This is a genomic window from Inmirania thermothiophila (assembly GCF_003751635.1).
In the GTDB taxonomy this organism is placed as follows: Bacteria; Pseudomonadota; Gammaproteobacteria; order DSM-100275; family DSM-100275; genus Inmirania; species Inmirania thermothiophila.
Map to the genome: position 1 here is coordinate 1,003,272 of NZ_RJVI01000001.1, position 23,367 is coordinate 1,026,638.

At 74.0% G+C, this 23,367-nt stretch carries 30 protein-coding genes; 24 read left to right on the forward strand and 6 right to left on the reverse strand.

Going from position 1 to position 23,367, the window contains the following annotated elements:
* Window positions 1–8: 8 nt before the first annotated feature.
* Window positions 9–362, reverse strand: coding sequence for an arsenate reductase (glutaredoxin) (gene arsC / locus EDC57_RS04910; RefSeq protein ID WP_123400719.1), 354 nt, complete (start codon window positions 360–362; stop codon window positions 9–11).
* Window positions 363–412: 50 nt separating this feature from the next.
* Between arsC and EDC57_RS04915 the strand changes: the two genes are divergently transcribed.
* Window positions 413–709 (forward strand): DUF4398 domain-containing protein, encoded by a 297-nt coding sequence (locus EDC57_RS04915; RefSeq protein ID WP_123400720.1) that lies wholly within the window; start codon window positions 413–415, stop codon window positions 707–709.
* A 180-nt stretch (window positions 710–889) separates the two neighbouring features.
* Window positions 890–1,696, forward strand: coding sequence for a LysM peptidoglycan-binding domain-containing protein (locus tag EDC57_RS13090; protein ID WP_245995125.1), 807 nt, complete (start codon window positions 890–892; stop codon window positions 1,694–1,696).
* Between the two features lie 62 nt (window positions 1,697–1,758).
* Here the strand turns inward: EDC57_RS13090 and EDC57_RS12755 are convergent, their stop codons facing one another.
* Window positions 1,759–3,342 carry a hypothetical protein gene (locus EDC57_RS12755; RefSeq protein ID WP_170165037.1) on the reverse strand — a complete coding sequence of 528 codons (1,584 nt, stop codon included), beginning with the start codon at window positions 3,340–3,342 and terminating at the stop codon, window positions 1,759–1,761.
* Between the two features lie 153 nt (window positions 3,343–3,495).
* On the opposite strand from EDC57_RS12755, the gene EDC57_RS12760 reads away from it, so the two are divergent.
* Genes EDC57_RS12760 through EDC57_RS04950 form a run of 5 tightly spaced genes read left to right on the forward strand, consistent with a single transcriptional unit; the run spans window position 3,496 to window position 6,419 of the window.
* Window positions 3,496–3,969 (forward strand): TlpA family protein disulfide reductase, encoded by a 474-nt coding sequence (locus tag EDC57_RS12760; RefSeq protein ID WP_170165038.1) that lies wholly within the window; start codon window positions 3,496–3,498, stop codon window positions 3,967–3,969.
* Window positions 3,970–3,983: 14 nt separating this feature from the next.
* Complete coding sequence (locus EDC57_RS04935; RefSeq protein ID WP_245995126.1) at window positions 3,984–4,514, forward strand: thioredoxin family protein; 531 nt, start codon at window positions 3,984–3,986, stop codon at window positions 4,512–4,514.
* A complete protein-coding gene (locus EDC57_RS04940) occupies window positions 4,511–5,359 on the forward strand; it encodes a hypothetical protein (RefSeq protein WP_123400724.1) in 849 nt (282 codons plus the stop codon). The genes EDC57_RS04935 and EDC57_RS04940 overlap by 4 nt, the downstream gene beginning before the upstream one ends.
* Window positions 5,359–5,625 (forward strand): acylphosphatase, encoded by a 267-nt coding sequence (locus tag EDC57_RS04945; protein ID WP_123400725.1) that lies wholly within the window; start codon window positions 5,359–5,361, stop codon window positions 5,623–5,625. Before EDC57_RS04940 ends, EDC57_RS04945 begins: the two co-directional genes overlap by 1 nt.
* Window positions 5,626–5,669: 44 nt before the next feature.
* Window positions 5,670–6,419 carry a DUF4197 domain-containing protein gene (locus EDC57_RS04950; RefSeq protein WP_123400726.1) on the forward strand — a complete coding sequence of 250 codons (750 nt, stop codon included), beginning with the start codon at window positions 5,670–5,672 and terminating at the stop codon, window positions 6,417–6,419.
* Window positions 6,420–6,427: 8 nt separating this feature from the next.
* Here the strand turns inward: EDC57_RS04950 and EDC57_RS04955 are convergent, their stop codons facing one another.
* The 4 genes from EDC57_RS04955 to EDC57_RS04970 are packed head-to-tail and all read right to left on the reverse strand — an operon-like array spanning window position 6,428 to window position 9,496.
* Window positions 6,428–6,982, reverse strand: a complete 555-nt coding sequence (locus EDC57_RS04955; RefSeq protein ID WP_211331877.1) for a lytic transglycosylase domain-containing protein — start codon at window positions 6,980–6,982, stop codon at window positions 6,428–6,430.
* 4 nt (window positions 6,983–6,986) lie between these two features.
* A complete protein-coding gene (locus EDC57_RS04960) occupies window positions 6,987–8,696 on the reverse strand; it encodes a proline--tRNA ligase (protein WP_123400727.1) in 1,710 nt (569 codons plus the stop codon).
* A gap of 16 nt (window positions 8,697–8,712) precedes the next feature.
* Window positions 8,713–9,063: a phenylpyruvate tautomerase MIF-related protein gene (locus tag EDC57_RS04965; protein ID WP_123400728.1), complete on the reverse strand. Its 351-nt coding sequence runs from the start codon at window positions 9,061–9,063 to the stop codon at window positions 8,713–8,715.
* A gap of 10 nt (window positions 9,064–9,073) precedes the next feature.
* Window positions 9,074–9,496, reverse strand: a complete 423-nt coding sequence (locus EDC57_RS04970; RefSeq protein ID WP_123400729.1) for a DUF4124 domain-containing protein — start codon at window positions 9,494–9,496, stop codon at window positions 9,074–9,076.
* 162 nt (window positions 9,497–9,658) lie between these two features.
* On the opposite strand from EDC57_RS04970, the gene EDC57_RS04975 reads away from it, so the two are divergent.
* The 17 genes from EDC57_RS04975 (at window position 9,659) to EDC57_RS05045 (ending at window position 23,360) form a co-directional block, all read left to right on the forward strand.
* A complete protein-coding gene (locus EDC57_RS04975; protein WP_245995127.1) occupies window positions 9,659–11,359 on the forward strand; it encodes an acetolactate synthase 3 large subunit in 1,701 nt (566 codons plus the stop codon).
* A 38-nt stretch (window positions 11,360–11,397) separates the two neighbouring features.
* Window positions 11,398–11,889 carry an acetolactate synthase small subunit gene (gene ilvN / locus EDC57_RS04980; protein ID WP_123400730.1) on the forward strand — a complete coding sequence of 164 codons (492 nt, stop codon included), beginning with the start codon at window positions 11,398–11,400 and terminating at the stop codon, window positions 11,887–11,889.
* A 49-nt stretch (window positions 11,890–11,938) separates the two neighbouring features.
* Window positions 11,939–12,955 carry a ketol-acid reductoisomerase gene (ilvC, locus tag EDC57_RS04985; RefSeq protein ID WP_123400731.1) on the forward strand — a complete coding sequence of 339 codons (1,017 nt, stop codon included), beginning with the start codon at window positions 11,939–11,941 and terminating at the stop codon, window positions 12,953–12,955.
* Window positions 12,956–12,963: 8 nt separating this feature from the next.
* The gene (locus EDC57_RS04990) at window positions 12,964–13,596 is read left to right on the forward strand and encodes a phosphatidylserine decarboxylase (RefSeq protein WP_123400732.1); all 633 of its coding nucleotides are present in this window, start codon (window positions 12,964–12,966) and stop codon (window positions 13,594–13,596) included.
* The gene (gene pssA, locus EDC57_RS04995; RefSeq protein WP_123400733.1) at window positions 13,593–14,351 is read left to right on the forward strand and encodes a CDP-diacylglycerol--serine O-phosphatidyltransferase; all 759 of its coding nucleotides are present in this window, start codon (window positions 13,593–13,595) and stop codon (window positions 14,349–14,351) included. The genes EDC57_RS04990 and pssA overlap by 4 nt, the downstream gene beginning before the upstream one ends.
* Window positions 14,352–14,381: 30 nt before the next feature.
* On the forward strand, window positions 14,382–14,507 hold the full coding sequence (locus EDC57_RS13290) for a hypothetical protein (RefSeq protein WP_281272247.1): 126 nt from the start codon (window positions 14,382–14,384) through the stop codon (window positions 14,505–14,507).
* Window positions 14,508–14,603: 96 nt separating this feature from the next.
* Window positions 14,604–16,148, forward strand: a complete 1,545-nt coding sequence (locus tag EDC57_RS05000; protein WP_123400734.1) for a 2-isopropylmalate synthase — start codon at window positions 14,604–14,606, stop codon at window positions 16,146–16,148.
* Window positions 16,149–16,222: 74 nt separating this feature from the next.
* Entirely contained in the window at window positions 16,223–16,927 is a 705-nt protein-coding gene (locus EDC57_RS12915) for a uracil-DNA glycosylase (RefSeq protein WP_211331878.1), read from the forward strand.
* Window positions 16,924–17,385: a ribosomal protein S18-alanine N-acetyltransferase gene (rimI, locus tag EDC57_RS12920; protein ID WP_211331879.1), complete on the forward strand. Its 462-nt coding sequence runs from the start codon at window positions 16,924–16,926 to the stop codon at window positions 17,383–17,385. The genes EDC57_RS12915 and rimI overlap by 4 nt, the downstream gene beginning before the upstream one ends.
* Window positions 17,386–17,427: 42 nt before the next feature.
* Window positions 17,428–18,126 (forward strand): (d)CMP kinase, encoded by a 699-nt coding sequence (gene cmk / locus EDC57_RS05010; protein ID WP_123400736.1) that lies wholly within the window; start codon window positions 17,428–17,430, stop codon window positions 18,124–18,126.
* Between the two features lie 183 nt (window positions 18,127–18,309).
* Window positions 18,310–19,992, forward strand: a complete 1,683-nt coding sequence (rpsA, locus tag EDC57_RS05015) for a 30S ribosomal protein S1 (RefSeq protein ID WP_123400737.1) — start codon at window positions 18,310–18,312, stop codon at window positions 19,990–19,992.
* Window positions 19,993–20,017: 25 nt separating this feature from the next.
* Window positions 20,018–20,386: an integration host factor subunit beta gene (locus EDC57_RS05020; RefSeq protein ID WP_484132672.1), complete on the forward strand. Its 369-nt coding sequence runs from the start codon at window positions 20,018–20,020 to the stop codon at window positions 20,384–20,386.
* Between the two features lie 15 nt (window positions 20,387–20,401).
* Complete coding sequence (locus EDC57_RS05025; protein ID WP_123400739.1) at window positions 20,402–20,695, forward strand: lipopolysaccharide assembly protein LapA domain-containing protein; 294 nt, start codon at window positions 20,402–20,404, stop codon at window positions 20,693–20,695.
* On the forward strand, window positions 20,695–21,873 hold the full coding sequence (gene lapB / locus EDC57_RS05030) for a lipopolysaccharide assembly protein LapB (protein ID WP_170165039.1): 1,179 nt from the start codon (window positions 20,695–20,697) through the stop codon (window positions 21,871–21,873). Before EDC57_RS05025 ends, lapB begins: the two co-directional genes overlap by 1 nt.
* Entirely contained in the window at window positions 21,870–22,583 is a 714-nt protein-coding gene (pyrF, locus tag EDC57_RS05035) for an orotidine-5'-phosphate decarboxylase (protein ID WP_123400741.1), read from the forward strand. Before lapB ends, pyrF begins: the two co-directional genes overlap by 4 nt.
* 77 nt (window positions 22,584–22,660) lie before the next feature.
* Entirely contained in the window at window positions 22,661–22,951 is a 291-nt protein-coding gene (locus tag EDC57_RS05040; RefSeq protein ID WP_123400742.1) for a ComEA family DNA-binding protein, read from the forward strand.
* Window positions 22,952–22,988: 37 nt separating this feature from the next.
* Window positions 22,989–23,360 carry an RNA-binding S4 domain-containing protein gene (locus EDC57_RS05045; protein ID WP_123400743.1) on the forward strand — a complete coding sequence of 124 codons (372 nt, stop codon included), beginning with the start codon at window positions 22,989–22,991 and terminating at the stop codon, window positions 23,358–23,360.
* The last annotated feature ends 7 nt before the right edge of the window (window positions 23,361–23,367 follow it).

Sequence of the window (23,367 nt, forward strand, 5' to 3'; positions counted from 1 at the left end):
ACGGCGGTTCAGGGCAGCACCGCCAGCACCGCCTCCGGCGGCCGGCCGATGGCGGCACCGCGGGGGGTGACCACGATGGGCCGCTCGATCAGGATCGGGTGTTCCACCATGGCGCGGATGAGGGTGCGCCGGTCGAGGCCCGGGTCGTCCAGCCCGAGCTCGCGGTAGGGGGCCTCCTTGCGGCGCATGAGCTGGCGCGGCTCCATCCCCAGCAGATCCAGGATCCGCTCCAGCTCCGTCTCGTCGGGCGGGGTCCTGAGGTACTCCACGATGCGCGGCTCCACACCCCGCTCGCGCAGCAGCGCCAGGGTCTGGCGCGACTTGGAGCAGCGCGGGTTGTGGTAGATGGTGACCTCGCTCATGGGGGGTTCCTTGACCGGGTGGGGTCCGGGTGCTAGCGTCGCCCGGCATTATGGCGGAGCTCGCCACGTACACCAAGGGGGGGGTCGCCGCGGTCCTCCTCGCCCTCCTGCTCGGCGCCTGCGCCACCGCACCGGTGCAGGAGATGAGCGATGCGCGCCAGACCGTGGAGGCGGCGCGGCAGGCCGGCGCCGCAGAGCGGGCGCCGGCCCTGCTCGAGGAGGCCGAGCGGCTGCTGGAGCAGGCGGAGCGCGCCCTCGAGGCGAGGCGCTTCCGCGAGGCGCGCGAGGCGGCGCTGCGTGCCCGCGAGCGGGCCGCGCAGGCGCGGCGCGAGGCCGCGGGGCGCTGAGCATCCGGTCCCGCCCGGGTGACGACCGGGGTCGCGCCGACCCACCTTGACACTTGCGGATATCGGGTGCTACGGTCCGAATGATGCAGGATGCCGGCCTGCGCGTGCGGCCGACGGCGCGCGGCGGGCCGGCAGCGGAGCAAGAGAGCAAGAACAAGGATCCCCAAGGGAGCACGCACCATGAGATCGGCCACCTTCTTCCGCACCGCGCTGGCGCTGGCCGCCGCCGGCGGACTCCTCGCCGGCTGCGCAAGCGCCCCCAAGGAGGCGCCGCGCGAGCAGGCGCAGCTCGAGGCGCCGCAGCAGCCCAGCGGGCCGACCGAGGAGGAGAAGCGTGCCGCGGCGCGCGCCGCCGCGGCCCAGGCGATCGCCGACGCGCGCGCGGCGGTGGCCCGCGCCGAATCCGTGGACGGCCTCCAGCCCGGCACCAGCGCGACCCTGCAGGCGGCGGAGCGGGCCTTCGACGCCGGCGACTACGAGCGCGCCAAGACCCTCGCCGACCAGGCCCGTGCGGAGGCCGAGCTGGGCTACAACCAGGCCCTGCTGGAGAAGGCCAAGGCGCTCATCGAGCAGGCCAAGGTCTACGAGGCCGACATGACGCCGGCGCAGCGCCAGACGCTGGCGGACGCCGAGGCGGCGGTGCGCCAGGCCCAGGGCGAGCGCGCCTACGCCCTCGCGAGCGGACTGCTGGCGGAGCTTCGCGCCTCGGTCCTGCGCTACACCGTGGTCCGGGGCGACAGCCTGTGGAAGATCTCCGGGCGTGAGGAGGTCTACGGCGATCCCTTCCGCTGGCCGCTGATCTACAAGCGCAACCGCGACCAGATCCGGGACGCCGATCTCATCTACCCGGGGCAGGTGTTCACCATCGACCGGTTCCCGAGCCCGGACGCGGTGGCGGCGGCGGTGGAGCACGCCCGCAACCGGGGCGCCTGGTCGCTGGGGGAGGTGGAGGCCTCGGACCTCGATTACCTCAACCGCAGTCCCTGAGGCCCGGCGGGTTCGGGTGACGGCGGCCCGCCCCGGCGGGCCGTCTTCGTTTCGGCGTCCGCTCAGAGCCGGACCGCGAGGAAGCGGTCGAGGGTGCGGGTGGTCTCCACGAGCCCGCGGGGCTCGAGATGGGTCGCGCCGTCGCCGGCCTCGAGGCGGATGGTGGCACCGGGCCGGTAGAGGCCGTGGGGGGCGACGACCTCGACCATCCCGTCGCCGCGCTCCACGGCGAGGGCGGGCTGCTGCGTCCGCGTGGGCCCGTCCTCGCCCTCGACGCTGACCTCGCACCCGAAGGCGCCGCCCGGCAGATATTCGACGCCGATGCGGACCTCGTCGCCGTGGGCGTGGCTGAGCCACCGCACGATGCCGGTCAGCCACGCCTCGCCTTCGGCCGCCGGATTGCGGAAGGCCACGAGGTCGCCCACGCGCAGCGCACCGGACTGCTCCGCGGGAACCCCGAGCGCGACGCCGTTCGGGCCGTGGTTGAGCAGCCGCCACTGGTGGGCCTCCTCGCCCGCTCCCGCGAGCGCCTCGGCGCTGTGCAGCCCGCTCAGGCTGCGGATCTCGATCTCGCCGCCGAGGCTCGGTTCCGCCTCCCGGCGCCGCAGCCGGGCCTGCGCGGCGCGCAGGCCGCAGACCGCGGCCACCTGGACCAGCCGCTCGCGGCGGCCGTGGCGGCGGCGCGGCGCCGCCCACCAGGCCCGCAGCAGATGGCGGACGAGGTGCAGGGCGTGCATGGGCGGGGTCGCCTCGCCGAAGGCCGCGGCCGGCGCCGCGTCCCCCGCCTCGAGGGCCTCCGCGCTGCGCCGCAGCGCCGCCACCGGCCCGGCGCTGTCGAGAAGGCGGTGACGCGCGGGCTCGAGCGGCGCGGTGACCTCCGTCAGGGGCAGCGGGCGCGCGTTGGCCGCGAGGTCGACCACGAAATAGCCCTCCGGCGCGGGGCGGGCGGGCTGCGGCGGCAGCAGCGGCGCGGCCGGCGCGGCCTCCTCCAGGTAGCGGGCCACCTGCCACAGGCCGCCCGCGGGAAGCCGGTAGGGGTCCGCGAGGGCGAGCAGCGCCGTGCGGACGTAGGCGATGCGCGGCGCCGGGATGTCGCGCCGGGGTTGCCGCTCGAGGATGCCGCGTGCGCAGCCGTGGGCGAGGAGGGCGTGCAGCTCGCGCCAGGCGTGGGTCGGCGCGGGCAGATAGGCCTCCCAGGCATGGGCGAGCTCGAGGGAGAGCATCTCCAGGGCCCGGGTGATGGCGAGGGCGAGATGCCGCGGCCCGCCCCCGTGGTCCCCGACGTCCGCCAGCACCGCCTGCTTGTAGCCGTATCCCATCTCGCGCACGAGCCGGCGCAGGGGGGCCAGGCCCTCGCGGACGCGGCTGCGGCGGACGGCGTTGGGGTCGGCGCGAAGCGGTGCCCGCAAAAGCTGCTGCACCGTCTCCATCCCCTCGCGGTAGATCTCCAGCAGGGCGAGGCGCTCGGCCACCGCCAGCGGCTGGCGGTTGAGCCGCGCCACCGCCTCGGCGAGGCGCGCCGCCGCGCCGCGTGGGTCGGCGAGCGGGAGCTCGGCGATGAAGGCCCGCACCTCGCCGGGCCGGACCGGCACCCGCGGGTCGCGCACCTCGCTGACCGGGGGCACCGTGAGCGGAAGCTGGGCCATGGATCCTTGCGCGCTCCTCGGGCCGCGCACCAGGCGGCCTGCGACGATGATAGCGGCGGCCACCGTCCCCCGCCAGCGCGGCCCCCCGGCGGGGGATTGCGCGGCCGCCGGCTTGGTGGCACGGTGAGACGCACCACCGAAGGAGGTGCCGCGATGCGAAGAGTCTGGCTGCTGGCCGTGCTGCTGTGGGCGCCCGTCGTCGGGTGGCCGGCGCCCATCGACTTCGCGCTCCCCGACCTCCAGGGGCAGGTCCACCGCCTGTCCGACTTCCGCGGCCGCTGGGTGGTGCTCAACTTCTGGGCCACCTGGTGCCCGCCCTGCCGCAAGGAGCTGCCGGAGTTCGCCGCCTTCCACGAGCGCCACAAGGACCGCGACGCGGTGGTCGTCGGCCTCAACTACGAGGAGGCCGACCCGGAGGCGGTGGCCATGTTCCTGGAGGACTACGACGTCGGCTACCTCATCCTGCGGGCGCCACCCTCGGTGCGGCTGCCGCTGCCGTCGCTGTTCGGGCTGCCCACCACCTTCCTGATCTCGCCGCAGGGGGAGCTCGCGGCGACCCATGTCGGTCCCATGGACGGCGAGCAGCTGGAGGCCATGCTGCGCGAGGCGAAGGCCAAGGAGGAATGAAGGGAGGCGGGGCAATGCGGATGCGCTGGGTGGTGGCGGGGATGCTCGCGCTGGCCTGGGGTCTGGCCGCCGGCCAGGGGCGCGATCCGGACACGCACTTCTTCGAGCCCAGCTTCGGCGACTTCCGGGAGGAGCTCGCCACGGCCCGAGCGGAGGGCAGGCGGGGGGTGATGGTGTTCTTCGAATCGGACACCTGCCCCTACTGCAAGCGGATGCGGCGCACGGTGCTCAACCGCCCGGAGGTGCAGCGCTACTACCGGGAGCGCTTCCGCTGCCTGACGGTGGACGTGGAGGGCGACGTGGAGGTGGTGGACTTCGACGGCACCCCCACCATCGAGAAGGCGATGGCGCGGCGCTACCGTGTCTGGGCGACCCCGGTGATCGCCTTCTTCGACCTGGAAGGCCGGCTCGTCTTCCGCTACACCGGTGCCACGAGCACACCGGAGCACTTCCTGTGGCTTGCCGAGTACGTCGCCGAGGGGCATTACGAGATGATGCCGTTTCTCGAGTACAAGCGGCGCAAGCAGGCCGGGGGCGGCTCGTGACCGCCCAGAGGAACGGCGCCGCGGGGCGCAGGGCGCCGCGCGGTGTCCTCGGCTGGTGTGCGGCGTGGCTCGGGGCGCTGGCGCTCTGGGCGTCGTCCGAGGCGGCGGCCCAGGAGCTGACGCTGGAAGCGGCCATGGCGCGTGCGGTGGCGGCGGCGGGGCTTGCCGCCGACGCGGCGGGTGCGGCGCGGGTGCGGCTGGAGGCGGCGCGGGCCTTCCTCGGGGCGGTGGCGGCGGATCTCGCCCATGCGCGTCACGAGGAGATGAGCGCGGCGGAGTTCCTGCGTGCGCGCCGCCTGGCGCGGCGCACGGTGCAGGCGTCGGATCAGGCCTCGCTGGAGGTGGAGATCGCCCAGGCGCAGGCCGCCTACCGGCGCGCCGTCGCCGGACGGGTCCGTGCCGAGACCGAGCAGCGCCTGCAGCGGATGCGGCTGGCGGAGCTCCTGGGTGCCGCGGAGCCCCCGGCGGAGCTTGCGGCGCCTGCGCTGCGGGCGAAGGGGCTGCCGCGCCCCGAGCTGGATGCGCTGCTCGCGGCCGGCGGGGCGGGGCGCGGGACGGCGATCGCGCAGGCGTGGCAGCGCCTCGTGGTGGCGATGGCCGAGCGCGAAGCGGCGGTGGCGGAGTTCGCGTATCGCGACCTTGCTCTGGATCAGGTGCGGATCCGCTACGAGCGGGGCGAGGCCGCGGATCTGGCGCGCGCCGAGGCCGAGGTGAGCGCCGCGCTCCACGGGAAGGCCCTTGCCGAGCACGGCATCATCCTGGCCTGGCTGGAGCTCGCAGCGCTGGGGGCGGTGCCGGCGGACGCCTGGAAGGCGGTGGTGGCGCCGCCTGCGGGAGGGCCGTGATGCGCTGCCTGCGCTGCCGCGTCACGGGGCGCGTCCAGGGCGTGTTCTTCCGCGCCACGGCGCGGGAGGAAGCGCAGCGGCTCGGGATCACGGGCTACGCCCGCAACCTGCCCGACGGCAGCGTGGAGGTGCTCGCCTGCGGCCCGGAGGAGGCCCTCGCGGCCTTCCGCGACTGGCTCCGGCGGGGTCCCCCCACGGCGCAGGTGCACGAGGTGCGCTGCGAGGAGGCGCCGGTGACGCCGCCGGCGCAGTTCCGCATCCGCTGAGCGGCCGGCGCGGGAAGGACGGGCGGCGGCGGGGGGGCGACGGCATGGGCGGGTTCGCGAGGCGCTGGTGGGTGGTGCTGGGGGTGGCCCTCGCGGTGGGGGCACCGGCGCAGGCGGGCTGGCTCGACCGGCTCAAGGGCGCCCTCGGGAAGGCGGCGCCGGGGCAGGCGGGGGAGGCGCCCGCCGGGCTTTCCACCGAGGAGATCACGGCGGGCCTGCGCGAGGCCCTGATCGAGGCGGCGCGCCGTGCGGCGCAGCGGGCCTCGGCCCCCGGCGGGTTCCTGGACGACCCGCGCATCCATGTCCCGCTGCCGGAGAGGCTGGAGAAGGCGGCGGCGCTGGCGCGCCGCTTCGGCCTCGGGGGGCAGGCCGACGCCTTCGAGGAGACCCTCAACCGGGCCGCCGAGCGGGCGGCGGCGGAGGCCTTTCCGGTCCTCGCCGAGGCCGTGCGGGGGCTGACCTTCGAGGACGTGCAGGCGGTGTGGCAGGGCGGCGAGACCGCGGCCACCGATTACCTGCGCCGGACCACGCGCGATGCGCTCTACGCCCGCTTCCTGCCGGTGGTGCGGCAGGCCGCCTCCGAGGTCGGGGTTACCCGCGCCTACCAGCGGCTCGCCGGCCGCCCGGAGATCGCCTCCTACGTGGCGGGTTCGGACCTCGACCTCGACCACTACGTCACGGAGAAGGCGCTGGACGGGCTCTTCACCCTGGTGGCCGAGGAGGAGCGGCGGATCCGCACCGACCCCGTGGCGCGGAGCACCGATCTGCTGCGGCGGGTCTTCGGCGCCCTCTGAGGGGGGCGTCAGCGGAACCAGCGGCGGTTGAGGGCGTCGAGGACGCGGCCCGGGTAGCGGGGGCTGCCGAGGCTGCCGTTGTAGCGGGCGAGCGCCCGCACGAGGTCCCCGTCCTCGCGGTCCAGGTAGTAGCGCAGGATGGTGCAGCCCAGGCGCAGGTTGGTGCGGGGGTCGAAGAGGTTGTCCTCGGGGTGGCCGATCTCCTCGAGCCAGAAGGGCATCACCTGCATCAGCCCCTGGGCGCCGCTTTCGGAGATGGCGAAGCGGTCGAAGCCGCTCTCCACCTCGATCACCGCGAGCACGAGCTCCGGGGGGAGGCCGGCGCGGGTGGCCTCGCGGTGCACGAGGCGCAGGAGCCGGAGGCGCTCGTCGGGATCGGGCAGGAACGGGGCGAGGCGCGTGGCCATGTCCAGCAGCCAGACCTCGGCCTCGAAGCGGTCGCCGAAGCTGTCCGCTGCCTCGATCGCCGCGCGCAGGGCCGCGCGCAGGGCGGGATCGACCGGGGGCGCGGCGTAGGCGGCGAGGGCGGAGGCGAGGAGCAGCGCCGGCAGCGCCCGGCGCACGGGCTCAGCCCCCCGCGCCCACCCCGAGCCGCTCGAGGAGGGCCTGCGGCGGCAGCGCCTCCGCCTCGGCCTCGCCGCGGCGCTTGTACTCCACGACCCCGCGCCCGAGCCCGCGCTCGCCGACGACGACGCGGTGCGGGATGCCGATGAGGTCGAGGTCGGCGAACATCACGCCGGGACGGACGTCGCGGTCGTCCAGCAGCACCTCCACGCCGGCCGCGCACAGCCGCGCGTAGAGCGCGTCGGCGGCCTCGCGCACCGCGGCCGAGCGGTGGTACTGGATGGGGGCGATGGCGACGCGGAACGGGGCGATGGGCTCGGGCCAGACGATGCCGTGCTCGTCGTGGTTCTGCTCGATGGCGGCGGCGACCACGCGGCTGACGCCGATGCCGTAGCAGCCCATGGTGAGGACCACGGAGCGTCCGGCCTCGTCGAGCACCGTGGCGCCCATGGCCGCGCTGTACTTGTCGCCGAGCTGGAAGATGTGGCCGACCTCGATGCCGCGGCGGATGCGCAGGCGCCCGCGCCCGTCGGGGCTGGGATCGCCCTCCACCACGTTGCGGATGTCGGCGGTGCGCGGCTCGGGCAGGTCCCGCCCCCAGTTGACGCCCCGCAGGTGGAAGCCCTCCTCGTTGGCGCCGCAGACGAAGTCGGCCACGTGCGCCGCGGCGTGATCCACGATCACCGGCATCTGCAGGCCCACCGGGCCCAGCGACCCGGGCCCGCAGCCCACCGCAGCGGCGATCTCCTCGGCGGTGGCGAAGCGCAGCGGGCTCGCCACCTCCGGCAGTTTCGCCGCCTTGACCGCGTTGAGCTCGTGGTCGCCCCGCACCACCAGCGCCACCAGTCCGCCCTCGGCGCCGGCCACGAGCAGGGTCTTGAGGCAGCGCGCGGGTTCGACGCCGAGAAATGTCGAGACCGCCTCGATGGTGTGCGCCCCCGGGGTCGCGACCCGCTCCATGGCCTGCGCCGGGGCCGGGCGCGCGCCCTCGGGGGGAAGCGCCTCGGCGAGCTCGACGTTGGCGGCGTAGTCGCTCTCGTCGGAGAAGGCGATGGCGTCCTCGCCCGAGTCGGCGAGGACCATGAACTCGTGGGAGACGGCGCCGCCGATGGCGCCGGAGTCGGCGCGCACGGCGCGGAACTCGAGGCCGCAGCGGCGGAAGACCGCGCTGTAGGCCTCGTGCATGCGGGCGTAGGTCTCCTCCAGCGAGGCCTGGTCGAGGTGGAAGGAGTAGGCGTCCTTCATCAGGAACTCGCGCGCCCGCATGACGCCGAAGCGGGGGCGGATCTCGTCGCGGAACTTGGTCTGGATCTGGTAGTAGAGCAGCGGGAGCTGGCGGTAGCTGGAGATCTCGCGGCGCACCAGGTCGGTGATCACCTCCTCGTGAGTGGGCCCGAAGCAGAAGTCGCGCTGGTGGCGGTCGCGGACGCGCAGAAGCTCCGGCCCGTACTGCTCCCAGCGCCCCGACTCCTGCCACAGCTCCGCCGGCTGCACCGCGGGCATCAGGACCTCGAGCCCGCCGATGCGGTCCATCTCCTCGCGCACGATCTGCTCGACCTTGCGCAGGACCCGCAGCCCCAGCGGCAGCCAGGTGTAGATGCCGGCGGCCAGGCGCCGGATGAGCCCGGCCCGCAGCATGTAGCGGTGGCTGACCACCTCGGCGTCCGCCGGGCTCTCCTTGAGGGTGTGAAGGGGAAACTGGCTGGTGCGCATGGGCTCTCCTGCGGGTTCAGCGGGCGAAGGTGCGGCGGTTCCAGCCGAAGAGGTCGCGCTCGAGGTCGGTGAACTCGATGTAGGTGCGCTCCGCGGGCACGCCGAGGTGCTTCTCCACCAGGCCGCAGAGCGCCGCGGAGAGCTCCTCGGTGCGATGGCGGGGCAGTCCGATGCTCTTGAGCTCGAGGTAGGCGCAGGGCGCGTCCTCGCCGGCGAAGGCCATGGGCACGCCGTCCTCCAGCGCCACCATCATGTAGCGCTCGGGCTTGCCGAGGATCTCGGCCACCGCCCGCGAGAGGGCGCGCAGGACCGGCGCACGGTCCTCCGCGGCGAGCGTGGCGCTCGTCTGTAGGCGCAGGTACGGCATGGCGGAATCCTCAGGAGTCGGTGCAGAAGCGGCGGATCTGCGCCCGGGCGGCCTCGATTCTCCGTTGGCGCTCCTCGGCCGTCAAGGTGACGACCCGCCCGTCCGGCAGGCGGTAGCGGCGCACTGCGGTGATGGTGAGCTGGCCGAGGTTGGCGCGGGCGCGGCGGCAGTTCTCGGCCGCGACCTCGGGCGGGACGCGCGCCTGCGGCGCGGCCGGGGCGGGCGCCGCCTGGCGCTGCGGCGCAGGCGGTGCCGCGGGCGGGCGGGGCGGCGGGGCCGGCCCGCGGCCGAGCTGCAGCGGGGTCGCCTCGCGGCCGGGCGGCGGGGCCGCCCCGTAGTGGACCACGCCCTCGTCGTCGGTCCAGCGGTAGACCGTCGCCGCCATGGCCGGCGGCAGCGCGAGCACGGCGGCGAGCACGAGCAGCGGACGCATGGGCGGGACCTCCCTGCGGCGATGCGGCGCCTTGACCGCATCATGGGAACACCATATAAGAGACCTTCGCCCGGGGAAACTCCAGCCTTTTCGGAGCACGGTCCGCCCGTGCGGGCCGAAGCCCGTCGTCGCAACCGCGCCGCAGCCGAGGAGAGCGCAGCAGTGGAACTCAGTGGTGCCGAGATCTTCGTGGAGTGCCTCAAGCAGGAGGGGGTGGAGCACATCTTCGGCTATCCCGGCGGCGCGGTCCTGCACATCTACGACGCCCTGTTCAGCCAGGAGGACGTCAAGCACGTCCTCGTCCGCCACGAGCAGGCGGCGGCCCACGCCGCCGACGGCTACGCCCGCGCCACCGGGCGCCCGGGCGTGGTCCTGGTGACCTCGGGCCCGGGCGCCACCAACGTGGTCACCGGCATCGCCACCGCCTACATGGACTCCTCGCCGCTGGTGGTCTTCACCGGCCAGGTGCCGACCCAGCTCATCGGCAACGACGCCTTCCAGGAGGTCGACACCGTCGGCATCACGCGCCCGTGCGTCAAGCACAACTTCCTCGTCAAGCGGGTCGAGGACCTCGCCCTCACCATCAAGAAGGCCTTCTACATCGCCACCAGCGGACGCCCGGGGCCGGTGGTGGTGGACATCCCGAAGAACGTCACCGACCCCAACGTCAAGGTGCCGTTCCACTACCCGAAGCGCATCTCCATGCGCTCGTACAACCCCGTGCGCAAGGGGCACACCGGGCAGATCAAGCGCGCCGTCGAGCTCATGCTCTCGGCCCGGCGCCCGGTGATCTACACCGGCGGCGGCGTGGTGCTGGGCGGCGGCTCGAAGCTGCTGACGGAGCTGGCGCGCATGCTCGGCTTCCCCGTCACCAACACGCTCATGGGGCTCGGGGGCTATCCCGGCACCGACCGGCAGTTCCTCGGCATGCTGGGCATGCATGGCACCTACGAGGCCAACATGGCGATGCACCACTGCGACGTGCTCATCGCCATCGGCGCCCGCTTCGACGACCGCGTCACCGGCAACGTCGCCAAGTTCTGCCCCTACGCCAAGATCATCCACGTCGACATCGACCCCTCTTCCATCTCCAAGAACGTGCGCGTGGACATCCCCATCGTGGGGCCGGTGGACGACGTCCTGCGCCAGATGATCGGCCTCATCCGCGAGAGCGGGCGCCGGCCCGACGAGGGCGCCCTGCGCGAGTGGTGGGAGCAGATCGAGGAGTGGCGCGCCAAGCAGTGCCTGCGCTACCGCCCGAGCAAGGAGGTCATCAAGCCGCAGTACGTCATCGAGACCCTCTACAAGGTCACCCGCGGCAAGGCCTACGTCACCTCCGACGTCGGCCAGCACCAGATGTGGGCGGCGCAGTACTACCGCTTCGACGAGCCCTACCACTGGATCAACTCCGGCGGCCTCGGCACCATGGGCTTCGGCCTGCCGGCGGCGATGGGGGTGCAGATCGCGCACCCGGACGCCGACGTCGTCTGCGTCACCGGCGAGGGCAGCATCCAGATGAACATCCAGGAGCTGTCCACCTGCCGCCAGTACGGGCTGCCGATCAAGATCGTCAATCTCAACAACCGCTACCTGGGCATGGTGCGCCAGTGGCAGGAGCTCTTCTACCAGGGGCGCTACGCCATGTCCTACATGGACGCGCTGCCCGACTTCGTCAAGCTGGCCGAGGCCTACGGGCACGTGGGGATGCGCGTCGAGCGGCCGGAGGAGGTGGAGCCCGCCCTGCGCAAGGCCCTCGAGATGAAGGATCGGCTCGTCTTCCTCGACTTCGTCACCGACCAGACCGAGAACGTCTACCCGATGATCCCCGCCGGGGCGGGGCTGGACGAGATGATCCTGCTCTGAGGCGGCAAGGGGCGGGGGCACGGATTCAGGTAGGGACCATGCGGCACATCATTTCCATTCTGCTGGAGAACGAGGCCGGGGCGCTGTCGCGGGTGGCGGGGCTGTTCTCGGCGCGGGGCTACAACATCGAGTCGCTCAACGTCGCGCCCACGGAGGACCCGTCGCTGTCGCGCATGACGCTGGTGACCACGGGCGACGACGCCGTCATCGAGCAGATCACCAAGCAGCTCAACAAGCTCATCGACGTGGTCAAGCTCAGCGACCTCACGGAGGGCGCCCACATCGAGCGCGAGATGATGCTGGTCAAGGTGCGCGCCACCGGCGCCGACCGCGACGAGGTCAAGCGCCGCGTGGACATCTTCCGCGGCCGCATCATCGACCTGACGGACACCACCTACACCATCGAGCTCACCGGCGCCGGGGCCAAGCTGGACGCCTTCCTCGACGGCCTCGCCGACGAGGCGATCCTGGAGGTGGTGCGCTCGGGCGTCCTGGGCATCGCCCGCGGCGAGCGGGCCCTGCGCGTGTGAGCGGCGCCGGTTCCCTTTCGTCCCAACACCGAAGCGGAGACCATCGACGATGAACATCTACTACGAGAAGGACGCGGACCTCTCCCTGATCCGCGGCCGCAAGGTGGCGGTGCTCGGCTACGGCTCGCAGGGCCACGCCCATGCCAACAACCTCAAGGACTCCGGCGTCGAGGTGGTGGTGGGGCTGCGCGAAGGCTCGGCCTCGGCGGCCAAGGCCGAGCGCGCCGGCCTGACCGTGAAGCCGGTGCCCGAGGCGGTGGCGGGGGCGGACCTGGTCATGGTGCTGGTGCCGGACGAGCACCAGGCCCGGCTCTACCGCGACGAGATCGCGCCCCACATCCGCCCGGGGGCGGCGCTCGCCTTCGCCCACGGCTTCAACATCCACTTCGGTCAGATCGAGCCGCGCCCCGACCTCGACGTCATCATGATCGCGCCCAAGGGGCCGGGCCATCTGGTGCGCTCCACCTACACCAAGGGCGCGGGCGTGCCGGCCCTGATCGCCGTGCAGCAGGACGCCAGCGGCGGCGCCAAGGCGCTCGCGCTGGCCTATGCCGCGGCCATCGGCGCGGGGCGCGCGGGCATCATCGAGACCACCTTCCGCGAGGAGTGCGAGACCGACCTCTTCGGCGAGCAGGTGGTGCTCTGCGGCGGGCTCACGGCGCTCATCCAGGCCGGCTTCGAGACCCTGGTGGAGGCGGGCTACGCGCCGGAGATGGCCTACTTCGAGTGCCTGCACGAGGTCAAGCTGATCGTCGACCTCATCTACGAGGGCGGCATCGCCAACATGCGCTACTCCATCTCCAACACCGCCGAGTACGGCGACCTCACCCGCGGGCCGCGCATCATCGACGGCCGGGTCAAGGAGGAGATGCGGCGCATCCTCGCGGAGATCCAGAGCGGCGAGTTCGCCAGGGAGTTCATCCTCGAGAACCAGGCCGGGGCGCCGCGGCTCAAGGCCCTGCGCCGCCTCGGGCGCGAGCATCCCATCGAGCAGGTGGGCGAGCGGCTGCGGGCGATGATGCCCTGGATCCAGGCCGGCAAGATCGTCGACCGCGAGGTCAACTGAGCACGGCCATGATCCTGCCGGAGGGGCGCTACCTGGCGGCGCTCGGCGTGGCGGCGGCCCTCGCCGCGGCCGCCGCCGACCGCCCCCTGGCGGCCGCGGCCGCGGCTGCGCTCGGGACCGCCGCGGCCTGGCTCTTCCGCGATCCCGAGCGGGCGGTGCCGGCGGTGCCGCTGGGCATCGTCAGCCCCTGCGACGGGCGGGTGCTGCGCGTCGGGCGGGTGCGGGACCCCTTCCTCGGGCGCGAGGCGGTGGAGGTGGCGATCCGCATGCCGCTGCTCGGCGGCTACGTCCTGCGTGCGCCGGTGGAGGGACGGGTGATGGAGCTGGGGCGCCCCCCCTTCGTGCCGGAGGGGGAGGACGGGGATGCCGTCGGGGTGTGGCTGCGCACCGACGAGGGTGACGACGTGGTGCTGGTGCTGCCGGGCCGCATCGGGCGCGGGCGGGTGCGGCTTGCGGTGCGCGCGGGCGAGCGGCTCGGCCAGGGCCAGCGCTGCGGCCGGGTGCGCCTCGGCACCGAGGTGGGGCTGCTGCTGCCGGCGACGAGCCGGATCGGCGTGCAGCCGGGGACGCGCCTGCTCGCCGGCAGCCACCTCGTGGGCGAGCTGGTGCACGCGCAACCGCGGGAGGCGGCGACGGCATGAGCGGACCCGACGGCACCGGCGGGCGGGTGCGCCGCCGCGGCGTCTACCTCCTGCCCAACCTCTTCACCACCGCGGCGCTCTTCGCCGGCTTCTACGCCATCGTCGCCGCCATGGGCGGGCGCTACGAGGCGGCGGCGGTGGCCGTCTACGTCGCCATGCTCATGGACGGGCTCGACGGACGCGTGGCACGCCTGACCCAGACCCAGTCCGAGTTCGGCGTCCAGTACGACAGCCTCGCCGACGTCGTCTCCTTCGGCCTCGCCCCGGCCCTGGTGGTCTACCAGTGGGCGCTGGTGGGGCTCGGCAAGCCGGGCTGGCTGGCGGCGTTCCTCTACGCCGCCTGCGCGGCGCTGCGCCTTGCGCGCTTCAACACCCAGGTGGGGATCGTCGACAAGCGCTTCTTCCAGGGGCTGGCGAGCCCGCCGGCGGCGGCGCTGGTGACGGGCCTGGTGTGGGTCGGCGCCCAGGCGGGGTGGGACGGGCGGGCGCTGGCGCTGCCGGCCTTCGCCCTCACCATCGCCGCCGGCCTGCTCATGGTCAGCAACATCCGCTACTACAGCTTCAAGGACATCGACCTCAAGGGTCGTGTCCCCTTCATGGCCGCGGTGGCGGTGGCGGTCCTCTTCGCCGTGGTCTTCGTGCAGCCGGCCGTGGTCCTGTTCACCATGGCGGCGGTCTACGCCCTCTCGGGACCGGTGTGGACGGTGGCCGGGCTCCGGCGCCGGCGCGCCGCCCGCCGCGGCGGGCAGGGCTGAGTGTTGGCAGGCGGGGGGCGAGGGGCTATAGTGGACTGCATCATGGACCACCGCACCGGGCGCAGCACCGTCTCCCGCCGCACCGGCCTTCCGCGCCGGGGCCTTGCGCTCGGCCTTCGCCTGCTGCGACTCCTGCCGCCGCACGGCGGCAACTGAACCCACCTCACAACCCCCGCGGGGGACACCGATACGAGAGAGGCCAGGCCGGACCGGCGCAGGTCCGGGAGTCGGACACGAGCGAAGGGCAGGAACATGAGCGATCGGCTGATCATCTTCGACACCACCCTGCGCGACGGGGAGCAGAGCCCCGGCGCCTCCATGACGCGGGACGAGAAGGTGCGCATCGCCAAGGCGCTGGAGCGGCTGCGCGTCGACGTCATCGAGGCCGGCTTCCCCATCGCCAGCCCCGGGGACTTCGAGGCCGTGCAGGCGGTCGCGGAGGCGGTGCGCGAGAGCACCGTCTGCGGCCTCGCGCGGGCCAAGGACGCCGACATCGACCGCGCCGCCGAGGCGTTGCGCCCGGCGGCGCGGGCGCGCATCCACACCTTCATCGCCACCTCGCCCATCCACATGCGGGAGAAGCTGCGGCTCGAGCCCGACGAGGTGGTGGCGCACGCCGTGCGGGCGGTGCGGCGGGCGCGCCGCTACACCGACGACGTGGAGTTCTCGCCGGAGGACGCCGGCCGCTCGGAGCCCGACTTCCTCTGCCGCATCCTGGAGGCGGTGATCGCCGCCGGCGCCACCACGGTCAACATCCCCGACACCGTGGGCTACGCCCTGCCGGACCAGTTCGGGGCCCTCATCGCCGAGCTCATGGCGCGGGTGCCCAACGCCGACAAGGCGGTGTGGTCGGTGCACTGTCACAACGACCTGGGGCTCGCGGTGGCCAACTCGCTAGCCGCGGTGCTCGCCGGCGCGCGCCAGGTGGAGTGCACCATCAACGGTCTCGGCGAGCGCGCCGGCAACGCCGCCCTCGAGGAGGTGGTGATGGCGGTGCGCACGCGCCAGGACCGCTTCCCCTGCGACACCGGCATCGACACCCGCCAGATCGTGCCCTGCTCGCGCCTGGTGGCCTCCATCACCGGCTTCCCGGTGCAGCCCAACAAGGCGGTGGTGGGCGCCAACGCCTTCGCCCACGAGTCGGGCATCCACCAGGACGGGGTGCTCAAGAAGCGCGAGACCTACGAGATCATGCGCGCCGAGGACGTGGGCTGGAGCGCCAACCGCATCGTGCTCGGCAAGCACTCGGGCCGCAACGCCTTCCGCACGCGGCTGCGCGAGCTGGGCATCGAGTTCGACTCCGAGGAGGCCCTCAACGAGGCCTTCGCCCGCTTCAAGGAGCTCGCCGACAAGAAGCACGAGATCTACGACGAGGACCTGCAGGCCCTCGTCAGCGAGACCGCGGTGGTGACGGGGCAGGAGCGCCTGCGCCTGGTGTATCTGCGGGTCTGCAGCGAGACCGGCGAGACCCCCGAGGCCACGGTCACCGTCGCCGTGGACGGCGAGGAGCGCACGGCCACCGCGCGCGGCGACGGCCCCGTGGACGCCAGCTTCCGCGCCATCGAATCCATCGTCGCCAGCGGCACCGAGCTGCTCCTCTACTCGGTCAACAGCATCACCACCGGCACCGACGCCCAGGGCGAGGTCACGGTGCGGCTGCGCAAGAACGGGCGCGTGGTCAACGGCCAGGGGGCCGACACCGACATCGTCATCGCCTCGGCCAAGTCCTACATCAACGCCCTCAACCGGATCCTGCAGGGCGAGCCCAAGACCCACCCCCAGGCGGGCGACGTCTGAGCGGGCGGCCCGGGGTGGTCTTCCATCCGGTGCGGCCTTAGGCTAGGGCCCTGGGCGGCCGCGCGGTTCGGGCCATGGACGCACGCCGACTCGCAGTTCTGCAGGCCATGGGCATCACGGTGTGGGTGCGCCGCACGGCGCACCCGCCCGTGGCCGCGGCGCCGCCGGGGACACCCGCCGGGGCGGGGGCGGCGCCCGACGGGCCGCAGAGCGCGGACTGGGAGCGGCTGGCCTCGCTGGTGGAGGGCTGCACCCGCTGCCCCCTGCACCGCGGCCGCACCCGCACGGTCTTCGGGGTCGGGGACCGCACCGGCCCGTGGATGGTGGTGGGCGAGGCCCCGGGGGCGGAGGAGGACCGGCGCGGCGAGCCCTTCGTGGGCCGGGCGGGTCAGTTGCTCGACCGCATGCTCGCCGCCATCGGCCTCGTCCGCGGGCGCGGGGTCTACATCGCCAACGTCCTCAAATGCCGCCCCCCGGACAACCGCGACCCGCTGCCCGAGGAGGCGGCCGCCTGCCGGCCGTACCTGGAGCGGCAGCTCGCCCTGGTGGCGCCGCGGGTCGTCCTCGCCGTGGGCCGCATCGCGGCGCAGAACCTGCTCGGCACCGCGGAGGGTCTCGGGCGGCTGCGCGGGCGCGTCCACCGCCTGCCCGGCACCGGCGTGCCGGTGGTGGTGACCTATCACCCGGCCTACCTGCTGCGCTCGCCGCAGCAGAAGCGGCGGGCGTGGGAGGACCTGTGCCTGGCCCGCCGCGTCGCCGCCGGGGAGGCGGGGCCGTGAACGCGGTGGCCCGGCGGCTTGCGGCGCTGCGCCCGCTGCGCGCGGCGGACCTCCCTGCGGTGATCGCCATCGAGCGTGCCGCCTACGCCTTCCCCTGGAGCGAGGGCATCTTCCGCGATTGCCTGCGCGCGGGCTATCCGGGCTGGGTCTACGAAGAGGGCGGCGAGATCCGCGGCTACGGGCTGATGTCGGTGACGGTGGGGGAGTGCCACATCCTCAACCTCTGCGTGCGCCCGCAGGACCAGGGGCGGGGGATCGGGCGGCTCATCCTCGAGCACCTCATCGACCAGGCCCGCCGGGCCGGCGCCGACAGCGCCTTCCTCGAGGTGCGCCCCTCCAACCGGGTGGCGATCCGCCTCTACCGCGATCTCGGCTTCGACACCGTGGGCGTGCGCCGGGACTACTACCCGGCGGCGGACGGACGCGAGGACGCGCTGATCATGGCCCGCGCCCTTTGAGGGCGGGGCGGGTGTATACTGCGGGGCCTTCGAGGTCCGGACATGACCCAGGCGCCACCCTCCGACACCCCCGTGATCGCCGTCGACGGGCCCAGCGGTTCCGGCAAGGGCACCGTGGGGCGCCGTCTGGCCGGGATCCTCGGCTGGCACTACCTGGACAGCGGCGCCCTCTACCGCGCCCTCGCGCTGGCCGCCCGCAGAGCGGGCGTCGACCTCGCCGACGGCGCGGCGGTGGCGGCGCTGGCGCCGGGGCTCGATCTCGCCTTCGAGGGGGATCGGGTGCGGCTCGCCGGCGAGGACGTCACCGCGGCGCTTCGCAGCGAGCGCTGCGGCGAGGCGGCCTCGCGCATCGCCGCGCTGCCCGAGGTGCGCGAGGCGCTGCTCGCGCGCCAGCGCGCCTTCCGCCGTGCGCCGGGGCTGGTCGCCGACGGGCGGGACATGGGCACGGTGGTCTTCCCGGACGCGGTGGCGAAGTTCTTCATCACCGCGAGCGTGGAGGAGCGCGCCCGCCGGCGCCATAAGCAGTTGTTGGAACAAGGGCTGGATGCTAAGCTTCCAGATCTTTTTGGGGAGCTTGCCGCGCGGGATGCCCGCGACGCCGGGCGGCGGCATGCCCCTCTTGTCGCCGCCCCGGACGCGGTGGTGATCGACACCACCGGGATCGGGGTCGAGGAGGTGGTGGCGCGCGTCCTCGCCGAGGTCCGCTCGCGGCTCGGCGGGGCGGTGCCGGATGCCTCCTGAGCCTGCGGCGCGGGCGGGAGCGCCCGGCCGGCGCAGCGACGGCAGGGAGCCTGGGCGGCGCGGCGGCGCCGCGTCGAAGGGTGGGCCGGGGGCGCAGGGCCGCCGGCCCGGGGTACGGATCCGCGGTCGCGAGGCCGCGGCACAACCGGGGGTCCCGGCGACGGGGCCAGGGTATGGCAACTCATGAGTGAGAGCTTCGCGCAGCTGTTCGAGGAGAGTCTCGCCGGGACGGAGATGCGTCCGGGCACCATCGTCAAGGCCGTGGTGGAGGACATCCGTCCCGAGGGGGTGGTGGTCAACGCCGGGCTGAAGTCGGAGGCGGTGATCCCCCTGTCCCAGTTCACCAACGAGCAGGGCGAGCTGGAGGTCAAGGTGGGCGACGAGGTGGAGGTCGCCCTCGACGCCGTGGAGGACGGCTTCGGCGAGACGCGCCTGTCGCGGGAGCGGGCCAGGCGGCTGCGCACGTGGATGCGCCTGCAGGAGGCGTTCGAGAAGGGCGAGCCGGTCACGGGGCGGCTCACGGGCAAGGTCAAGGGCGGCTACACCGTGGACATCGGCGGCATCCGCGCCTTCCTGCCGGGCTCGCTGGTGGACGTGCGGCCGGTGCGCGACCCCACCTACCTGCAGGGCAAGGACCTCGAGTTCAAGGTCATCAAGCTCGACCAGCGGCGCAACAACGTGGTGGTCTCGCGCCGCGCGGTGGTGGAGCAGGAGTACAGCGCCGAGCGCGAGGCCCTGCTCAACAGCCTCCAGGAGGGCCAGGTCCTCAAGGGGATCGTCAAGAACCTCACCGACTACGGCGCCTTCGTGGACCTCGGCGGCATCGACGGCCTGCTTCACGTCACCGACATGGCCTGGAAGCGGGTCCGCCACCCCTCGGAGGTGGTCAACATCGGCGACGAGATCGAGGTCAAGGTCCTCAAGTTCGACCGCGAGCGCGAGCGCGTCTCCCTCGGCCTCAAGCAGCTCGGCGAGGATCCGTGGGAGGACATCTCCCGCCGCTACCCGGTGGGCACGCGGCTCTTCGGCAAGGTCACCAACCTCGCCGACTACGGCGCCTTCGTGGAGATCGAGGAGGGGGTCGAGGGCCTCGTCCACGTCTCCGAGATGGACTGGACCAACAAGAACATCCATCCCTCCAAGGTCGTGCAGGTGGGCGACGAGGTGGAGGTGATGGTGCTCGAGGTGGACGAGGAGCGGCGCCGCATCTCGCTCGGCATCAAGCAGTGCCTGCCCAACCCGTGGGAGGAGTTCGCGGCCAACCACAACAAGGGGGAGCGCGTCACGGGCAAGGTCAAGTCCATCACCGACTTCGGCATCTTCATCGGCCTCGAGGGCGGCATCGACGGACTCGTCCACGTCTCCGACCTGACCTGGGAGGGCGACCCGGAGGAGGCCCTGCGCCAGTACAAGAAGGGGGACGAGGTCGAGGCGGTGATCCTCTCCGTGGACCCGGAGCGGGAGCGGATCTCGCTGGGCATCAAGCAGCTGCAGCAGGATCCCTTCTCGGCCTACGTCGCCGAGCACCCCAAGGGGAGCATCGTGCGCGGCGTGGTCAAGGAGGTCGAACCCAAGGGGGCGGTGATCAGCCTCGCCGAGGGTGTGGAGGGCTACCTGCGCGCCTCCGAGATCGCCCGCGACCGCGTCGACGACGCACGCAACCATCTGAAGGCGGGCGACGAGGTGGAGGCCAAGTTCGTCGGCGTCGACCGCAAGAACCGCCTCATCACGCTCTCGATCCGGGCCAAGGAGAGCGAGCAGGAGGCAGCGGCGCTGCAGGACTACCGGCGCTCGGCGCCGCGGCCCACCAAGACCACCCTCGGCGACCTCATCAAGGAGCAGCTCGAGGGCGGCAGCGAGGAGTGACGGCGGGCGGGCGCGGGCGAGGCCCGTGCCCGCCGCCCCGCCCCGTGCGGCGGGGTGTTGCCGAGGGCGTCCGAGGGGGAGCGGGAGGATGACCAAGTCCGAGCTGATCGAGAACCTGGCGCGCAAGCAGAGCCATCTCGCCTATCGGGACGTGGAGCTCGCGGTCAAGAGCCTGATCGAGCAGATGAGCGAGGCCCTGGCCTCGGGCGAGCGGATCGAGATCCGCGGTTTCGGCAGCTTCTCCCTCCACTACCGCCCCCCGCGCATCGGCCGCAACCCCAAGACCGGCGCCCCGGTGGCGCTGCCGGGCAAGTACGTGCCCCACTTCAAGCCGGGCAAGGAGCTGCGCGAGCGGGTCAACGCCGCCCGCGAGCGGGCTCTCGCCGGGCGCTGAGCCGGGGGGGCGACGGTGCGGCTGCTGCGCTTCCTGGTCCTTGCGGCCGCCTTCGTGGTCGCCCTCGGCTTCGCCTCCATCAACGCCGGCCCCGTCTCCATCGACCTCTACGTGGCGCGGGTCGAGGTGCCGCTGGCCCTGGCCCTGGCGCTGGCCTTCGCCGCCGGCGCCGCCGTCGCCCTGGTGGCGGCGGTGGGGCAGTGGCTGCGCCTGCGCCGCGAGAACGCCCGGCTGCGCCGCAGCGCGCGGCTGGCGGAGCAGGAAGTGGCGAATCTGCGCGCCATCCCGATCCGCGAAGACCAGCGGTAGTGCTGGAGCTTTTGTGGCTGCTGCTGCCGCTGGCCGCGGCCAGCGGCTACCTCGCCGGCCGGCGCCGCCCGCCGGCCCCGCCCCCCGTCTCGGCGCGCGACTACCTGCGCGGCATCAACCACCTCCTCAACGACGAGACCGACAAGGCGGTGGAGCTGCTCATCCGCATGGTGGAGGCGGACTCCGAGACCGTGGAGACCCACCTCGCCCTCGCGAGCCTGTTCCGCCGCCGCGGCGAGCTGGAGCGGGCGATCCGCATCCACCAGAACCTCATCGCCCGCCCCACCCTGGAGCCCGCGCAGCGCACCCAGGCACTGCTCGAGCTCGGCCGCGACTATCTCCGCGCCGGTCTCTACGACCGCGCCGAGGCGATCTTCCAGGATCTGGTGGGGGACGGCCGCGTGGGTGCGGAGGCGCTGGAGCAGCTCATGGCGATCTACGAGCGCGAGCGGGAGTGGCCCCAGGCCATCGCCGCGGCACGCCGCCTCGCCCGGCAGGGCCGCGACCAGCGCGCGCGCATCGCCCACTACCTCTGCGAGCTGGGCGAGGAGGCGCGGGCGGCGGGTGACCTGCGCGGCGCCGAGGCGCGCGCGCGCGAGGCCCTGGCCGCGCACCGCGGCTGCACGCGCGCGGCGCTGCTCGTCGCCGACGTGGCGCTGGCGCGGCGCGACCCGCGCGGTGCGCTGCGGGCGCTGCGCGAGATCCGCCGCGAGGCGGCGGCCGAGGTGGCGCCGGCGGTGGTGGAGCGGCTCGAGGCGGCCTTCGCCATGCTCGGCGACGAGGCGGGCCTGATGCGGGAGCTCTACGCCCTCGGCCGTGAGCCCGGGGCGGAGGCGGCGCTGCTGCGCCTTGCCGAGCTGCGGCGGGACCGGGAGGGCTCCGAGGCGGCGGCGGCCCTGCTGCGCGAGGCGCTGGCGCACCGGCCGGGTCTCGAGGCGGCGCACGCCCTGCTTGCGCTCCGCGCCGACGGCGATCCCACGGGCGAGGACGGGCGTGCGGTGGCGGCGGCGCTTGCGCGGATGCTCGCCGAGCGCGCCCGCTACCGCTGCCGCGGCTGCGGCTTCCGGGCCCGCGCCCTGCACTGGCAGTGCCCGCGCTGCAAGGCCTGGGGGGCGATGCGGGCCTTCACCAGCGAAGAGGGCGTGGATCGGGTGCAACGGGGGGTGATCCAGCCATGAGCGCGGACCGACGCATCATCGTGGCCCTGGACGTGGCCGGGGCGGAGCAGGCGCTGGCGCTGGCGGGGCGGCTCGACCCCGCGCTGTGCCGCGTCAAGGTGGGCAAGGAGCTCTTCACGCGCTGCGGGCCCGGCGTGGTGGAGGCCCTGCAGCGGGCCGGCCACGAGGTCTTCCTGGATCTCAAGTTCCACGACATCCCCAACACCGTGGCGGGCGCGGTGCGCGCGGCCGCGGCGCTCGGGGTGTGGATGGTGAACGTGCACGCCCTCGGGGGGCGGCGCATGATGGAGGCCGCGCGGGAGGCGGCCGAGCGCGCGGGCGGGCGGCGCCCGCTGCTCACCGCGGTGACGGTGCTCACCAGCATGGAGGCGGCGGATCTGGCCGAGGTGGGGATCGGCGGCTCGCCCGCCGAGGCCGCGATGCGGCTTGCCCGGCTCGCGCAGGCGAGCGGTCTCGACGGCGTGGTCTGCTCGCCGCGCGAGGCGGCCAGCCTCCGCCGCGCCCTCGGGGCGGGCTTCCTGCTGGTGACCCCTGGGGTGCGGCCGGCGGGCAGCGGGCGCGGCGACCAGCGGCGGGTGGCGACGCCGGCGGAGGCGGTGCGGGCCGGGGCCGACCATCTCGTGGTGGGCCGGCCGGTGACGCAGGCGGACGATCCGGATCGGGCGCTGCGGACGATCGCATCGGAGATCGCCGATGGCGGGGCGGGCTGAGGCGCGGCTACGCTATCGGCGCCGGGCCGGCGCGGCCCGGCGCCCAGGGAAGAGACCGGCGACAGGGAGGATGCCGCATGCGACGGGCACGTCTGCTTCTCGCCCCGATCCTGCTTCTGGCCGCCCTCGGCGCCCGTGCCGGGGTGGATCTCAACAGCGCGGACGCCGAGACCCTCGCCCGGGCGGTGCCCGGGGTGGGGCCGGCCCGGGCCGAGGCCATCGTCCGCTACCGCGAGACCCACGGGCCGTTCCGCAGCCTCGAGGACCTGCTCGCGGTGCGCGGCATCGGCCCGAAGCTCCTCGAGCGCATGCGGGGGGTCGTGGAGGTCCGGCCGCCCGAGCCGCAGGAGGCGGCCGCCGCGCGCTGAGCCCGGCGCCACGGGGGCCGCGGCCGTGAGCGGCGGCATGCGGCTCGACAAGTGGCTGTGGGCGGCGCGTTTCTTCAAGACGCGCGCCCTCGCCGCGGAGGCGGTCGCCGGCGGCAAGGTCCACGTCAACGGCGTGCGCTGCAAGCCCGCCAAGGAGATCCGCCCCGGCGACCGCCTCCGCATCACCCGCGGCGAGCACACCTACGAGGTGATCGTGCGCGCGCTGGAGCGCCAGCGCCGCCCCGCGCCGAAGGCCCGCCTGCTCTACGAGGAGACGGAGGAGAGCGCGGCGCGCCGCCGCGAGGAGGTGGAGCGGCGCCGCCTGGAGGGGCGTTCCGCGGTGCACCGGCCGGGGCGGCCCGACAAGCGGGCGCGGCGGATCCTGCAGCGGCTGCGACGCGGCGGCTGAGAGGCGC

Bases quoted from the DNA above. Each gene is read 5' to 3' on its own strand.
- EDC57_RS13090 (WP_245995125.1), top strand. From the start codon at position 890: ATGAGATCGGCCACCTTCTTCCGCACCGCGCTGGCGCTGGCCGCCGCC.
- EDC57_RS04965 (WP_123400728.1), bottom strand. From the start codon at position 9,063: ATGCCGTACCTGCGCCTACAGACGAGCGCCACGCTCGCCGCGGAGGAC.
- EDC57_RS04950 (WP_123400726.1), top strand. From the start codon at position 5,670: ATGGGCGGGTTCGCGAGGCGCTGGTGGGTGGTGCTGGGGGTGGCCCTC.
- pssA (WP_123400733.1), top strand. From the start codon at position 13,593: ATGAGCGGACCCGACGGCACCGGCGGGCGGGTGCGCCGCCGCGGCGTC.
- EDC57_RS04970 (WP_123400729.1), bottom strand. From the start codon at position 9,496: ATGCGTCCGCTGCTCGTGCTCGCCGCCGTGCTCGCGCTGCCGCCGGCC.
- EDC57_RS12755 (WP_170165037.1), bottom strand. From the start codon at position 3,342: ATGGCCCAGCTTCCGCTCACGGTGCCCCCGGTCAGCGAGGTGCGCGAC.
- EDC57_RS04915 (WP_123400720.1), top strand. From the start codon at position 413: ATGGCGGAGCTCGCCACGTACACCAAGGGGGGGGTCGCCGCGGTCCTC.
- arsC (WP_123400719.1), bottom strand. From the start codon at position 362: ATGAGCGAGGTCACCATCTACCACAACCCGCGCTGCTCCAAGTCGCGC.
- EDC57_RS12915 (WP_211331878.1), top strand. From the start codon at position 16,223: ATGGACGCACGCCGACTCGCAGTTCTGCAGGCCATGGGCATCACGGTG.
- EDC57_RS12760 (WP_170165038.1), top strand. From the start codon at position 3,496: ATGCGAAGAGTCTGGCTGCTGGCCGTGCTGCTGTGGGCGCCCGTCGTC.
- ilvN (WP_123400730.1), top strand. From the start codon at position 11,398: ATGCGGCACATCATTTCCATTCTGCTGGAGAACGAGGCCGGGGCGCTG.
- cmk (WP_123400736.1), top strand. From the start codon at position 17,428: ATGACCCAGGCGCCACCCTCCGACACCCCCGTGATCGCCGTCGACGGG.
- EDC57_RS04945 (WP_123400725.1), top strand. From the start codon at position 5,359: ATGCGCTGCCTGCGCTGCCGCGTCACGGGGCGCGTCCAGGGCGTGTTC.
- EDC57_RS04935 (WP_245995126.1), top strand. From the start codon at position 3,984: ATGCGGATGCGCTGGGTGGTGGCGGGGATGCTCGCGCTGGCCTGGGGT.
- rpsA (WP_123400737.1), top strand. From the start codon at position 18,310: ATGAGTGAGAGCTTCGCGCAGCTGTTCGAGGAGAGTCTCGCCGGGACG.
- ilvC (WP_123400731.1), top strand. From the start codon at position 11,939: ATGAACATCTACTACGAGAAGGACGCGGACCTCTCCCTGATCCGCGGC.
- EDC57_RS05040 (WP_123400742.1), top strand. From the start codon at position 22,661: ATGCGACGGGCACGTCTGCTTCTCGCCCCGATCCTGCTTCTGGCCGCC.
- EDC57_RS05045 (WP_123400743.1), top strand. From the start codon at position 22,989: ATGCGGCTCGACAAGTGGCTGTGGGCGGCGCGTTTCTTCAAGACGCGC.
- EDC57_RS04960 (WP_123400727.1), bottom strand. From the start codon at position 8,696: ATGCGCACCAGCCAGTTTCCCCTTCACACCCTCAAGGAGAGCCCGGCG.
- EDC57_RS05000 (WP_123400734.1), top strand. From the start codon at position 14,604: ATGAGCGATCGGCTGATCATCTTCGACACCACCCTGCGCGACGGGGAG.
- pyrF (WP_123400741.1), top strand. From the start codon at position 21,870: ATGAGCGCGGACCGACGCATCATCGTGGCCCTGGACGTGGCCGGGGCG.
- EDC57_RS04990 (WP_123400732.1), top strand. From the start codon at position 12,964: ATGATCCTGCCGGAGGGGCGCTACCTGGCGGCGCTCGGCGTGGCGGCG.